We start from the raw sequence: 13,475 nt of genomic DNA, 5'->3' as shown, positions 1-13,475 counted from the left end.
GGCCTATCCATAACAGATAAGCCCCTCAATATTTAAAAGCTGATTAATTTAAGCCAGCTTACGTTTAACTTCCACATTCTCGTAAGCTTCAACAATGTCGCCTACTTCAATATTGTTAAAGTTAGCAATGTTTAAACCGCACTCGTAACCCTGGCTTACTTCTTTCACATCATCTTTATATCGTTTCAGTGAAGCCAGTTCGCCGGTGTAAATTACCACACCATCGCGGATGATGCGGATCTTGCTGTTACGGTTAATTTTACCATCCAACACCATACAACCTGCAATGGTACCAACCTTGCTGATCTTGAAAGTTTCGCGGATCTCAACGTTAGCCACAATCTTCTCCTCAAAGGTTGGCGCAAGCATACCTTCCATCGCCGCTTTGATCTCGTTGATCGCGTCGTAGATGATCGAGTACAGCCTGATATCGATCTGCTCGGCTTCGGCCAGTTTACGTGCACCTGTTGATGGGCGTACCTGGAAACCGATAATGATCGCATCAGATGCTGATGCAAGCAATACGTCTGATTCGGAGATCTGACCCACGGCTTTCGAAATGATGTTCACCTGGATCTGCTCGGTAGATAGTTTCAGTAATGAATCTGATAAGGCCTCGATCGAACCATCCACGTCACCTTTAACAATGATGTTAAGTTCCTTAAAGTTACCAACTGCCAACCTGCGGCCAATCTCATCAAGGGTGATGTGTTTCTGGGTACGTAAGCCCTGCTCGCGTTGTAACTGCAAACGTTTGTTGGCAATTTCACGTGCTTCAACTTCGCTTTCAAGCGCGTTGAATTTATCGCCCGCGGTTGGTGCGCCCTGCATACCCAACACCTGTACCGGTGTTGAAGGCCCTGCCGAATCTACACGCTGGCCGCGCTCGTTGGTTAAGGCTTTTACACGCCCGCTGTAACAGCCTGCAAGTATCGGATCGCCCACTTTTAAGCGGCCTGATTGTACCAATACCGTTGTTACAATACCACGGCCTTTATCCAGCGCAGCCTCAATAACAGTACCCACGGCACGTTTATTAGGGTTGGCTTTCAATTCAAGGATCTCGGCTTCAAGCAATACTTTTTCCAACAATAGGTCAACATTTAAGCCTGTTTTGGCTGATATTTCCTGCGATTGGTATTTACCGCCCCACTCTTCAACCAAAATATTCATAGCCGATAATTGTTCCCTTACCTTATCGGCGTTGGCACCCGGCTTATCAATTTTGTTAAAGGCGAAGATGATCGGTGCGCCTGCAGCCTGCGCGTGGTTTATGGCCTCGCGGGTTTGCGGCATCACGCTATCATCGGCAGCTATCACTATAATAACTATATCCGTAACCTGTGCACCCCTGGCACGCATAGCGGTAAACGCTTCGTGACCCGGTGTATCCAGGAAGGTGATCTTTCCTTTATTATCTGGCAAGGTTACCTCGTAGGCACCAATGTGCTGGGTAATACCACCCGCTTCGCCGCCAATTACGTTGGTTTTACGGATAAAATCCAACAATGAGGTTTTACCGTGGTCAACGTGGCCCATGATGGTTACTATAGGAGCACGTGGCACCAGATCGGCCGGATCATCGGGTTGGTCAAGGTTGGCTTCCTCATCCTGTGGTTTAACAAATTCAACCTGGTAGCCAAACTCGTCGGCCACGATAGAAAGTGTTTCGGCATCAAGCCTTTGGTTAATGGATACGAACATACCCAGGCTCATACAGGTTGAAATAATCTGCGTTACAGATACATCCATCATGCTGGCCAACTCGTTGGCAGTTACGAATTCGGTAACCTTCAATACTTTTGATTGAAGTTCCTGCTCCATTGCCAGTTCTTCGGCACTTGCGGCAACATCATCACGTTTTTGACGACGGAATTTGGCACGTTGTGCAAACTTGCCCGATTTACCCGCGCCGCTTAAACGTGCAAGGGTAGCCTTAATCTGGTCTTGTATATCTTTTTCTGAAGGTTCTTCCTTCGGAGTTGTGTTTTGCGGCGGATTATTGCGGTTGTTCCTGAAATCCGGACGGTTAGCACCACCGTGATGACCACCGCCACCATGATGACCTCCACCTCCCTGGCCAGGAGCACTGTTACCAGGTGCACCGTGAGTACGGTTCCTGAAATCGGGACGGTTAGGATTGATAGTACCACCACCTTGCTGACCTTGCTGCTGATTACCGCCACCCTGCTGGCCATGCTGACCGTGAGGATGGTTACCACCACCTTGCTGCGGACCTCCCTGGTTATCCTTACGCTTGCGTTTGCGTTTATGATCGGCCTGGTTATTATTTGAGTTTGATGACGAAGCCACCGGGTTGCGTTTTGGCGCATTTACCGGTAACTGGATCTTACCAATAATATTCGGTCCGGTTAAGCGCTCGGCTTTAGCACGGATCACATCTGGTTCCTGGTTATCATCAGCTGCGGCCGGTGTTTCGGCAGGGGCGGCTGGTGCTACAGGCGCAGGAGTTTGCGCAGCCGCAGCTGGTGCCGGCGCCTGGGCAACCGGGGCTTTCGGCTCTTCTGCCTTTGGTGCTTCGGCAACAGGTGCTTTAGGTGTTTCAACCTTAGGCGGTTCTGGTGCTGCCACCGGTTTTGGCGCCTCAACTTTTGGCTCAACAGGTGCGGGTGCAGGCGTTGCTGCAACCGGCTCTGGCTGTTTAACAACTTCCACAGGTTTCTCAACAGGTTTTTCGGCCTGCGGCTGTGGTTTAGCATTCAGGTTGTTAAGGTCAATTTTCCCAACTATCTTAACACCCGGTAATACGTCATTGCGCTCTTCAGAACGGGCAGGGGCCTGTGCAGCCGGAGCTGCAGGCTCGGCAGCAGGTTTAGGTTTTTCAACCTGTGGCTGTGCAAATTGCCCTGCGTTCTTGATCAGTATCTCTTCGTTCTCAAAATCGCGCGAACGGCGGTTCTCAACCGGCTTTTCAGGAAACTGTGCAGCAGGCTCTTCTTTCCTTATCTTTCCGATACTGATCTGCTTAGCTTCCTCCTTAATACTTTTGTCAACAGCAAATTCCTTCAACAGCGCGTTGTACATGTCGTTATCCAGCTTGGCCATAGGATGCTTGTCAACCTTGTATCCTTTGGTTGCTAAATAATCGACAAGGGTACCCATGCCAATGTTCAGTTCTTTTACTGCTTTAATTAATTTTATGGATTTGTCTTCTGACATTTATTATTACTTACTTTCTTCGCTTATTCGGGTGCAAAAATACGATTTTAATTTTGCTTATTATGATTATTCAAACTCTGCACTTAATATTGATAACACTTCTTTTACAGTTTCCTCCTCTAAATCGGTACGTTTTACCAATTCACCTACGGTTAAGGCTAAAACCGACTTGGCGGTATCTAAACCGATACGTTTAAATTCGTCAAGAATCCAGCTATCAATTTCGTCCGAGAATTCTTCAATGTCCACGTCTTCATCGTGCTCATCAGCCTCGCGGTAAACATCAATTTCGTATCCTGTCAATTTTCCTGCCAGTTTAATATTGTGTCCGCCTCTGCCGATTGCCAACGAAACCTGGTCGGGTTTCAGATACACTGCCGCTGTTTTTTTCTCATCATCTAACTTAATAGAAGTGATTTTAGCAGGCGATAATGCACGCTGAATATATAATTGAATATTGTTGGTAAAGTTAATTACGTCGATATTCTCGTTTTTCAACTCACGAACGATACCATGAATCCTCGAACCTTTCATACCTACGCAGGCACCAACCGGATCGATACGGTCGTCGTACGATTCTACGGCAACTTTTGCCCTCTCGCCCGGTTCGCGAACAATTTTTTTAATGGTGATCAAACCATCAAAAATCTCCGGAACTTCAAGCTCAAACAAACGCTGTAAAAACTCAGGTGCTGTACGCGAAATGATTATTTTAGGATTGCTGTTCAGCATATCTACCTTATGTACAACGGCTTTTACGCTGTCACCTTTCTTGAAAAAGTCGGCCGGGATCTGCTCTGTTTTTGGCAGTAACAGTTCATTGCCTTCGTCATCAAGTACCAAAGTTTCTTTTTTCCAAACCTGGTAAACCTCGCCGGTAACAATTTCGCCTACGCGGTCTTTATATTTTTTGAAGATCTCGTCTTTCTCTAATTCTAAAATTTTTGATACCAAAGTTTGGCGGGCGGCTAAGATAGCACGACGGCCAAAGCTCTCTAAAGTGATCTGTTCGATATAATCGTCGCCCACTTCAAGGTCGGCATCATAAAGGTGAGCCTCGGCTAATTCTATCTCCAGGTCATCGTCCTCACTAAAGCCATCTTCCATTACCTTACGGGTGCGCCAGATCTCCAGGTCACCATTATCGGTGTTCACAATTACGTCGCAATTTTCGTCCGTACCGTATTTTTTTCTGATCATGCTTCTGAAAACGTCTTCCAGTACGCTCATCATGGTAGGGCGGTCAATGTTCTTGAAATCTTTAAATTCCTGAAAAGAATCAATTAAATTAATATTGCTCATTTTTTACTTAAATGATATTAAAACCTTTGTTTCTGTTATTTGCTCAAACGGGATAACGCTTTCCATAACCTGCGCTTTTTTCCCTTTTTCTTTTACTGTTTCTTCAATGGTGATGGCATCTTCGGTAAGGCTGTTCAATATACCTTCACGTTTTGCGCCATCCTTCATTTTAATACCCAGGTTACGGCCAACATTTTTGGCGTATTGCCTTGGCGATGACAGCGGATAATCAATACCCGGCGATGAAACTTCGAGGTTATAAGCCGTTTCGATCACGTTTTCTTCCTCTAAATGGAAACCTACGTGCCTGCTTACCTTTACGCAATCATCAATACCAATACCGTTATCGCCATCAAGCAGAATGATCAGCTTGCCGTTACTGTGCATTTTAATGTCTACAATAAACAAGTCTGGCTTATCTGCTAATTTCTCTTCTACCAGTTCTTTTACCCTTTTTTCAATATTCATTACCCACCGGTGTTTTTGACAGAATAATTTTGATTGATAAAATAAAAGAGGGGACTAATTGCCCCCTCTTTTATTAATGGTTGCAAATATAATCAAAATTATTAAATTTTCAAGTACTTAGGTAGGTTATTGCTTAAAAATCAAATCTGTATAGTGCAGTGCACCTGGTTTGCTGCGGCTTTTTATCAAATTGGTAAGGGTGGTACCTGCTTCAAAATTATAGTAACGTAAAAAATAGGTTTGTTGTGTGGCGAAGGCGGTATCGGGCGTAAAAACAACTACATTGTTATTAACGGTATAATGTCCGGGTTGAACCGGCTGCAGGTTTTTTAAATCGGTATCGGCAGGCATGCGATAAACGGCCATCAGGGTTTGCCAGGCCTGGGCCGATGAATCGCGGTCGATATCGTTAATGATGGCTGCATCAAAACCTGTTATCTGTAACGACTTTTTATTATTGATGAGGCTGATATCCACTTTGGTAGCAGCGGTATCTGAAGCGCAGCCGGCAAGCATCACCATCAATAAAAACGCAAAAAAATATTTCATGAGGCAAGATAGCTTTTTGTAATAAAAAGATGCTTTTTAAGTTTACAATCCAAAACCTGTTACAATTGAAACTTAAGCTTTTATCCCTGTTTGTTTTTATGGTTGCCGGTTGCTTCTGCGCCCGCGCAGCCGCACCTCATCTGGACATGGCCCGGCTCAAAACCAAAGCCACGCAAAGCCTGATCTTTTGCAGGCAGCGCGGTTATAATATCCGCTATTGCATTTTAATTGACATGAGCCTGCCGTCGGGCATTAAGCGTTTTGCGGTTTGGGATTTTAAGAAGAACGATACACTGATAACCGGACTGGTTAGCCACGGCTGCGGCCGCAACCCATGGAGCGGCGTATGGTCAAAAGATAAGCCGGAGTTTAGCAACCTTGATGGCAGCCATTGTACTGCTTTAGGTAAATATGAGATAAATGGCAGGGCTTACAGCGCCTGGGGCATTCATGTAAAATATTATTTAAAAGGATTGGAAAGCACCAATAGCAATGCACTTGCCAGGCAGGTTGTTTTTCATTCGTGGGATCAGGTTGCCGAGGCCGAAGTTTATCCAAATGGTACGCCCGAGGGATGGGGTTGTCCGGCTATTTCAAATAATACGATGAAAGTGGTGGATGCTTTGTTAAGGAAGCAACGGAAGCATGTTTTGATGTGGGTGTATTAGCCCACCGGCCCCCTGAAGGGGGAGTTTAAAAGGCTCCGCAGTCTCGCGCTCGTTTGCAAACGAGTGCGTAACGCGGGTTTAAGTTTGTAACGCAATGGGGGTTGCAAACAAGCAAGCTGGCGGGCGTGTCTCCACGCCCGCTGGGAATTATACTTGCACTTAGCAGCCATCTTCCTTATTTTTGATATTACCGATGAAAGAAGCGTTCGAAAACTATCTCAACCAATATACCCAGCTCTCTGATGAAGAGATGAGGCAGATCCTTGATCTTGCCACCACACGGAAACTAAAACGCAATGAGGCCCTGCTCAGCGCAGGGCAAATTTGCCGCCATAAAATTTTTGTACTAAGCGGGATGCTAAGAAACTACGCCGTTAAAGAAGACGGCAGCGAACATATCCTCCAGTTCTCACCCGAAAGCAGCTGGACACTGGATGTTGAAAGCTATGATAGCCAGCAACCAGCCAAATACAATATCGCAGCCATAGAGCCCACCGAGGTATTATTGTGGAACAAAGCTGATTTTGACGGGCTTATTGCGGGGCTGCCTCAATTTAAACAGCATTCGCAGCAGCTGATATCGCGCAATATTTACAACAGCCGCCAGCGTATTTTAACAGCACTGAGCGGCTCTCCCGAAGAAAAATATGAGGATTTTGTAAAAACTTATCCTACCCTCCTGTCCCGTTTGCCCCTGCGAATGATAGCTGCATACCTGGGCGTATCCATCAAAACCCTTACCCGCCTCAGGCACAATCAGTTGCAATGATTTTAAATCATGGTCAGATGACCTCGTTTTTACGCATCGTTTCAGGCCAATTTTGTAGCTCACAAAATTTAATTGACCTATGCGTGTATTTGTTACAGGAGCTTCGGGATTCGTAGGCTCTGCAATTGTTAAAGAATTATTATCAGCCGGGCACAAGGTGTTGGGCATGGTTCGCTCGGATGCCGGTGCCGAAAAAGTAGCCGCCTTAGGTGCCGAAGTACACCGCGGCGATCTGTACGATCTGGAAAGTATTAAAAGCGGTGTTGCTGTTTGCGATGCTGTGATCCACACCGCCTTCAACCACGATTTTTCGAAATTTAAGGATAACTGCGAAACCGACAGGCTGGTTGTAGAAGCCATGGCCTCGGTACTGGAAGGCAGCGACCGCCCGCTGGTGGTTACCTCGGGCATTGGCCTGTTTAGCGAAGTGAGCCACAAAGTAACCGAGGATGAAAAACCATCGGTTGGCTCAGATGTAGTAGCCCGAATGGCATCTGAAGAAGCGGTGCGTGCAGCCCAGGCTAAAGGCGTAAATGCTTACACGTTAAGGCTGCCACCAACCACCCATGATGCCGGCGACCATGGCTTTGTACCGATGATCATTAATATGGCTAAAGAAAAAGGTGTTTCGGCTTATATTAATGGGGGCGCTAACCTTTGGCCCGCCGTTCACCGCCAGGATGCAGCCGTATTGTACAGATTGATTGTTGAGCAAAAGCCGGCCCTAAGAAACTACCATGCCGTTGCCGAAGAGGGTATCCCTTTTAAAGAAATAGCAACCGCCATTGGCGAAGGGCTAAACCTGCCGGTTGAAAGTAAAACCGGTGATGAGGTTGCTGCTCACTTTACCTGGTTCACCCATTTTGCAAGCATGAATTGTGAGGCTTCATCGGCTAAAACCAGCGAGGTTACTGGTTGGAAGCCTAAGCATATTGGATTGATGGAGGATTTGCAGGTTGGTGGATATTTCAATTAATCACTTATCTGCTGCAAACAAAATCAATGTCATGCTGAACTTGTTTCAGCACCCCACTCGCTAAGCAATCGTGCTAAGAAAATCGACTACCTGTCCTGTGGGATGCCGAAACAAGTTCGGCATGACGATGAGGTAAAAATAAACCCGCGCTCGTTTGCAACAGGCGCGGGTTTATTTTCCTACTTCTTCAACGTCCCCTCAAACAACTTATAGATTCGCTTATACTCATCAGCCCAACTACTCGGCTGTTCAAAACCGTGGTCCTCTACCGGGTACGAAGCCAGTTCCCAATTCTCTTTATGCAATTCGATAAGTTTTTGAGTCAGGCGGATAATATCCTGGTAATTCACATTCTGATCTATCATTCCATGCAGCATCAGCAGGTTGCCTTTTAAACCATTGGCAAAATAAATAGGCGAGCTTTTGCGATAAGCCTGCTCATCGGTAAAAGGTTCGTTCAGGATATTGGAAGTGTATTCGTGGTTATAGTGCGCCCAATCTGTAACTGAGCGGATAGCACCACCAGCCGCGAAAACATCGGGCTCGGTAAACATGCCCATCAGCGTAATAAAACCACCGTACGATCCGCCGTATAGTCCTACATGTTTTGGGTTAACGCCGTATTTATTGACTAACAGTTTCACTCCGTCTACCTGGTCGGTAAGGTCGCGGCCGCCCATGTGGCGGTAAATACCTGTGCGGAAATCGCGTCCATAGCCCGCGCTGGCGGTGTAGTCAATATCTAAAACGGTATAACCATTATCGGCCAGCATATTGTTAAACATATACTCGCGGAAATAATAGCTCCAGGAGTAAGTTACGTTTTGCAGGTAACCCGCACCATGTACAAATACCACGGCGGGCTTAGCCGGATCTGCTTTTTTAGGCTGATACAAACGCGCATAAACATCGGCGCCATAACGATTTTTAAAGCTGATGATCTCCGGATCGCGCCATGGATATGACAGGTATTCGGCCGACACTGAATTAGTTATTTTCACCGCTTTTGTACCCGGTTTGTTGGCCTGGATATACAACTCCCACGGACGGTTGGAGTAGGAGTAGCGGATAGCCAGCCACTTTTCATCAGGAGAAAGCGTTACCTCATTACCACCTTTCATACCGGTAATTTTAACCGGGGAACCGCCGGCAACCGGCATGCTATAGAAATGTGTAATACCAGGATGATCGATATTGGCGGTAAAGTAAAAAGTCTTTTTATCGTTGCTCAATTGCAGGGTTTGCACTTCCCACTTACCGCTGGTAAGTTGTTTTTTGGTGCCATTTTCTACATCAACTACATAAATATGCGAATAGCCGCTGGCCTCGCTCTGGTAGTAAAAATGAGTGGCATCAATAAAACCTGCATTGCCCGGATTATCAATACCCGGCCCGCCAATCCAGGCTTCGTCACGCTGACGGTCAAGTAGCGTAAGTTTACCGGTTACCGGATCAAGGCGCATGATCCAGCAATCTTTATTATCCTGCGATGAAATGATTACTACAGCATTACTGCCGCTTTCGTTCCATAAAACGCCATCAACGGTTACGGGCCTATCAGCATTTTGCTTTTGGCGTTCTTTCAGTTCATCAGGATAATCTTTCAGATAATCGGGCAGGTCTTTTATACCGGGAATATCTGAAGTGATGATGGGATAGTAAGCTTCGCGCCGTTTATCGTAAACAAAAGTTTCGGATGTTGAAGAGGCACGGCCTACTTTTGATCGATTAGGGATATCCTCCGTAAAACCCGAAGCGGTTACATAATTAGGCACAATAGCATTCTGCACACCATCCGCACGTTTGGTAAGCCTGTAGGTTATAAACCTGCCATCGGGGCTTAGCTTTACCCCACTTATCCGCTTATCGCCAATCACAATTTCCTTTAGCTTTTCGGGCTTCAGCAATTCTGTTTGGATCGAATCTTTCTTTTCTTCTTTAGCTTGTTCTTTAATAATATCAAACAACTCCAATTGCTGCTTTTTAAGCCATTGCTCCTGCTCGTTAGGTTTCTCCTTACCTTTTTTATCTGTTGCCGAGCGTACAAAGTTGGTAAGCTGCACCAGTTCACCATTTTTCAGGCTGATGGCAAACAGGTTATTATCTTCCCGGTAAATGATTTTGGTTTCATCGCCGCTAAACGCCGGGGCGGTTTCCTGGGCTATGGTATTGGTAAGGCGGGTGGTTTTGTTGGTTTTTAAATCGAACAAAAACAGGTCGCCGTTTTTGCTGAATATTTTTTGCGAGTGCTTTTTGTTCCAGTCGCCGTTATCGGTGCTCAGGCTGCGCTGATCAGCAATGCTTACTTTTTGTGCGCGATTATCGCCGGGGTTAACCGAATATAGTACCGTATTACCCGATGCATCGTCGTCCCATTTAAAGTATATTTTTTTGCTGTCGTCGGCCCAGTTAATTCCGGAGGGAGAAACGCCTATCCATTTCGGATCGCGCATTATTTTTTCGATGGTTAATGTATCCGGTTTTTGGGCAAAGGAAGTAGTAGCCGGCAAAAGCAGCATAAGGCCTAACAGTTTTTTCATATCAACTTAAAACGTGCAATTTAACAGTTTGGATAATCATTGCTATTTTTAAACATTTTATTGTTACAAAATGGAACTACAGGGCGAAGGTTTTTTATTGAGAGGATGGCAAGCAGGCGATGAGGCATCATTACAAAAACATGCCAATAACCCAAAAGTGCCCCTGTTTTTGCGCGACAGGTTTCCGTATCCTTATACCATGGATGATGCCAAATTCTGGATCAACCTTGCCCAAAACCAACCACAGCTTACCAGCTTTGCTATCGTGATTAATAATGAAGCCTGCGGCGGCATAGGTATTGAACCTATGACAGGCGAAAGCCGCATAACTGCCGAAATTGGCTACTGGCTTGGCGAAGAACACTGGGGCCGCGGTTTAATGACGGAAGCAGTTAAACTTATAACCGCTTACGCCTTTGAACATTTCCCGTTGGAACGTTTAGAAGCAGGTGTGTACGATAAAAACACAGCCTCCATGCGGGTGCTTGAAAAGGCAGGGTATATAAAAGAGGCCATACTACGCCGTTCGGTAATTAAAAATGATGAGGTGATGGATAAGCATTTATATGCTATTTTTAGGGAAAGTTATATTAAATAAAACAGATGCCGAATTTATATATCATAGCAGGTTGCAATGGCGCGGGTAAAACAACGGCGAGTTATACCGTTTTGCCTGAGTTGCTTAATTGCCGGGAGTTTGTGAATGCAGATAATATAGCAGCTGGGCTTTCGCCATTTGATCCCGAAAGCGTAGCACTTGAGGCTGGGCGCATTATGTTACAGCGTGTTGACGAATTATCAAATCGAGGGGTTGATTTTGCACTCACAACAACGCTTGGAGTTCAAGAGTATGCCTTGCTGATAAAAAAGGCCGAACAAAAAGGCTATAAAGTAAAATGGTTATTTGGGAGATTAGCCTCTTATCAAAAGACAGAAAATCTTACATATCCAGAAATAACCAATACTGATGCGCACAAAATGAGTATCGACGAATTAGAAGCAAAAGTATTGGAAGGGATGAGACGTGCTAACCTCAAATTGGTTGAATCAGCAGCAGCAAATAACGAAAGCCTTATCATAGGCGATAAAAAAGGCGGCTTCAAAGCCGTTCCCGCCAAAGAGCTTTTAAAAACCCTGCCAGGGTCTGTAAAATAAACTGTGTCAGCCCCTGCCGGCCCATGGGCCGGCAGGGGCTGATTGCTACATCAAATCTAATATCATTCTCCCAGGAAACCAAATGGCCAGCTTCTGGGCCGTTGTCGCCCAATTAGAAAGTGGCATCGTCCATTTTTGTTTAATGTTGTTATGAGCCAGATAGATCAGTTTTAACAGAGCCATATCGGATGTGAAACCACCCTTGGTTTTGGTTACTTTTCTGATTTGCCGGTGAAACCCTTCGATGGTATTGGTGGTATAGATCAGTTTACGAATAGTGGTATCATACTGAAAATACGTGGTCAGCTTCGACCAGTTATTACGCCATGATTCCAATACCTTTTCATATTTCTTACCCCACTTTTCTTCTAATTGCTCTAAACGAAGTTCTGCCAGTTCGAGGGTTTCTGCCTGGTACACCGGCTTAAGATCTTTCATAAATACTTTTTGATCTTTAGAAGCCACGTACTTCAGGCTGTTGCGTATCTGGTGGACGATACAGGTCTGGATTTCTGTTTGAGGGAATACTGTATTTATGGCCTGTGGGAATCCATTGAGGTTATCAATGCAAGCAATCAGGATGTCTTTTACACCTCTGTTTTGAAGGTCGGTCAATACACTTAACCAAAAATTAGCGCCTTCGCTTTGAGATACATACATTCCTAACAACTCCTTGTGACCGTGACGGTCAATACCAAGAATGTTATAAACAGCATGCGCTACCATGCGGTGTTCCTCTTTAACCTTGTAATGCATCGCATCCAGCCAAACAATGGTGTAAAGTTCATCCAGCGGCCTTGATTGCCATTCTTTTACTTCAGGAATGATCTTATCTGTTATAGCAGATAAGGTACTGTGACTGATATCTGTATCATACATGTCTTTGATATGCTTTGATATATCGCGGAAACTCATGCCCAGTCCATACATGCCGATGATCTTGGATTCAAGACTTTCTGCTAATATCGTTTCCCGTTTGCGGATCAGTTCGGGTTCAAAACTGGAATTGCGATCACGAGGGGTACTAATAGATATGGTGCCATCAGAGGTTCGGATATTCTTACTGGTCTTACCGTTCCTGCGATTGCCTGAACTGCGTTCTGCTTCATCTAAATGGCTTTCCAATTCCGCCTCAAGGGCGGCATCAAGGAAACTTTTTAGCAACGGTGCAAAGGCTCCATCCTTGCCATAAAGCGATTTGCCCGAGCGGAGTTGCTCAAGGGCTTTCTTTTTCATTTGCTCGTATTCGAGCGATTCTTCTTCTCTCTTCATCTTAAACTGTGTTTTAAGTTAACATTTAACGCTTGACACAGTTTATTTTACACTCTCCCCTGCCACCTAAAGAAGCTTAATTAAAGCTCCTTCCGCATCACAAAATCATTCATCCAATATTCCCCTATCGGGATATCCTCTTCATAAGCCACAACAAAGCCCATTTTTTCATAAAATGATTTGGCGTTGTTGTACTTGTTCACATTAAGTTCCAACACTGTTTTTCCAGCTTCAACGGTTTTATCAGCAACGGCATTGATAAGTATTTTGCCATAACCCTTGCCTTGTGTTTCGGGCAGGCAGTAGAGCTTGTGTAGTTTGTATATTTCGGCATCTTCCTCACGGGGTGAATAAGCTGCAAAAGCTACCGGGCGGCTTTCTTCTTCCAGCAATAAAAAAGTTTGTAGGTTTTCGGCAATTTGTTTGGTGATCTTTTCTGCCGAGTAGATCTCAGCCAGCATAAATTCTATCTGCTCTTTTTCTAAGATCGGGCCGTAGGTTACCCACCAGGTTTTATCGGCTATTTCACGGATGGTTTCCACATCGTTTACTGTGGCTGTGCGTATAGTGTACATTTTCTTTATTTTAGTCTTAAA

General features: G+C 45.2%; 12 protein-coding genes. 5 read left to right on the top strand and 7 right to left on the bottom strand.

The genetic code is table 11. The features are described 5' to 3' along the window. Nucleotides 1–48: 48 nt before the first annotated feature. The 4 genes from infB to HYN43_RS25915 form a co-directional block, all read right to left on the bottom strand. Nucleotides 49–3,180 (bottom strand): translation initiation factor IF-2, encoded by a 3,132-nt coding sequence (gene infB, locus HYN43_RS25930; protein ID WP_119406782.1) that lies wholly within the window; start codon nt 3,178–3,180, stop codon nt 49–51. Nucleotides 3,181–3,246: 66 nt separating this feature from the next. Beyond that, complete coding sequence (nusA, locus tag HYN43_RS25925) at nt 3,247–4,482, bottom strand: transcription termination factor NusA (protein WP_119406781.1); 1,236 nt, start codon at nt 4,480–4,482, stop codon at nt 3,247–3,249. 3 nt (nt 4,483–4,485) lie between these two features. Further along, nucleotides 4,486–4,950 (bottom strand): ribosome assembly cofactor RimP, encoded by a 465-nt coding sequence (rimP, locus tag HYN43_RS25920; RefSeq protein WP_119406780.1) that lies wholly within the window; start codon nt 4,948–4,950, stop codon nt 4,486–4,488. A gap of 126 nt (nt 4,951–5,076) precedes the next feature. After that, a complete protein-coding gene (locus HYN43_RS25915; RefSeq protein WP_119406779.1) occupies nt 5,077–5,499 on the bottom strand; it encodes a lipoprotein in 423 nt (140 codons plus the stop codon). A gap of 65 nt (nt 5,500–5,564) precedes the next feature. On the opposite strand from HYN43_RS25915, the gene HYN43_RS25910 reads away from it, so the two are divergent. From HYN43_RS25910 to HYN43_RS25900, 3 genes are all read left to right on the top strand, one after another. After that, nucleotides 5,565–6,167 (top strand): murein L,D-transpeptidase catalytic domain-containing protein, encoded by a 603-nt coding sequence (locus tag HYN43_RS25910; RefSeq protein WP_245447023.1) that lies wholly within the window; start codon nt 5,565–5,567, stop codon nt 6,165–6,167. A 193-nt stretch (nt 6,168–6,360) separates the two neighbouring features. Further along, entirely contained in the window at nt 6,361–6,936 is a 576-nt protein-coding gene (locus HYN43_RS25905) for a Crp/Fnr family transcriptional regulator (protein WP_119406778.1), read from the top strand. 79 nt (nt 6,937–7,015) lie between these two features. Continuing rightward, nucleotides 7,016–7,912: an SDR family oxidoreductase gene (locus tag HYN43_RS25900; RefSeq protein ID WP_119406777.1), complete on the top strand. Its 897-nt coding sequence runs from the start codon at nt 7,016–7,018 to the stop codon at nt 7,910–7,912. 179 nt (nt 7,913–8,091) lie between these two features. Here HYN43_RS25900 and HYN43_RS25895 read toward each other — a convergent pair whose 3' ends face one another. Next, nucleotides 8,092–10,452 (bottom strand): prolyl oligopeptidase family serine peptidase, encoded by a 2,361-nt coding sequence (locus tag HYN43_RS25895; RefSeq protein WP_119406776.1) that lies wholly within the window; start codon nt 10,450–10,452, stop codon nt 8,092–8,094. A 70-nt stretch (nt 10,453–10,522) separates the two neighbouring features. On the opposite strand from HYN43_RS25895, the gene HYN43_RS25890 reads away from it, so the two are divergent. Both HYN43_RS25890 and HYN43_RS30680 read left to right on the top strand, forming a co-directional pair. Beyond that, nucleotides 10,523–11,050, top strand: a complete 528-nt coding sequence (locus tag HYN43_RS25890) for a GNAT family N-acetyltransferase (RefSeq protein WP_119406775.1) — start codon at nt 10,523–10,525, stop codon at nt 11,048–11,050. Nucleotides 11,051–11,055: 5 nt separating this feature from the next. Next, the gene (locus HYN43_RS30680) at nt 11,056–11,607 is read left to right on the top strand and encodes an ATPase (protein ID WP_205590003.1); all 552 of its coding nucleotides are present in this window, start codon (nt 11,056–11,058) and stop codon (nt 11,605–11,607) included. A 45-nt stretch (nt 11,608–11,652) separates the two neighbouring features. Here HYN43_RS30680 and HYN43_RS25880 read toward each other — a convergent pair whose 3' ends face one another. Together HYN43_RS25880 and HYN43_RS25875 are read right to left on the bottom strand one after the other, a co-directional pair. Beyond that, entirely contained in the window at nt 11,653–12,843 is a 1,191-nt protein-coding gene (locus tag HYN43_RS25880) for an IS256 family transposase (RefSeq protein ID WP_245447287.1), read from the bottom strand. 116 nt (nt 12,844–12,959) lie between these two features. Then, complete coding sequence (locus HYN43_RS25875) at nt 12,960–13,454, bottom strand: GNAT family N-acetyltransferase (protein WP_119406774.1); 495 nt, start codon at nt 13,452–13,454, stop codon at nt 12,960–12,962. Nucleotides 13,455–13,475 lie beyond the last annotated feature (21 nt).

The organism is Mucilaginibacter celer (assembly GCF_003576455.2).
GTDB classification, from domain to species: Bacteria; Bacteroidota; Bacteroidia; order Sphingobacteriales; family Sphingobacteriaceae; genus Mucilaginibacter; species Mucilaginibacter celer.
This window is presented reverse-complemented; position numbering and strand designations above follow the sequence as displayed.

Coding starts and splice junctions, on each gene's coding strand:
- infB (WP_119406782.1), bottom strand. CDS start 3,180: ATGTCAGAAGACAAATCCATAAAATTAATTAAAGCAGTAAAAGAACTG.
- nusA (WP_119406781.1), bottom strand. CDS start 4,482: ATGAGCAATATTAATTTAATTGATTCTTTTCAGGAATTTAAAGATTTC.
- rimP (WP_119406780.1), bottom strand. CDS start 4,950: ATGAATATTGAAAAAAGGGTAAAAGAACTGGTAGAAGAGAAATTAGCA.
- HYN43_RS25915 (WP_119406779.1), bottom strand. CDS start 5,499: ATGAAATATTTTTTTGCGTTTTTATTGATGGTGATGCTTGCCGGCTGC.
- HYN43_RS25905 (WP_119406778.1), top strand. CDS start 6,361: ATGAAAGAAGCGTTCGAAAACTATCTCAACCAATATACCCAGCTCTCT.
- HYN43_RS25900 (WP_119406777.1), top strand. CDS start 7,016: ATGCGTGTATTTGTTACAGGAGCTTCGGGATTCGTAGGCTCTGCAATT.
- HYN43_RS25895 (WP_119406776.1), bottom strand. CDS start 10,452: ATGAAAAAACTGTTAGGCCTTATGCTGCTTTTGCCGGCTACTACTTCC.
- HYN43_RS25890 (WP_119406775.1), top strand. CDS start 10,523: ATGGAACTACAGGGCGAAGGTTTTTTATTGAGAGGATGGCAAGCAGGC.
- HYN43_RS30680 (WP_205590003.1), top strand. CDS start 11,056: ATGCCGAATTTATATATCATAGCAGGTTGCAATGGCGCGGGTAAAACA.
- HYN43_RS25880 (WP_245447287.1), bottom strand. CDS start 12,843: ATGAAAAAGAAAGCCCTTGAGCAACTCCGCTCGGGCAAATCGCTTTAT.
- HYN43_RS25875 (WP_119406774.1), bottom strand. CDS start 13,454: ATGTACACTATACGCACAGCCACAGTAAACGATGTGGAAACCATCCGT.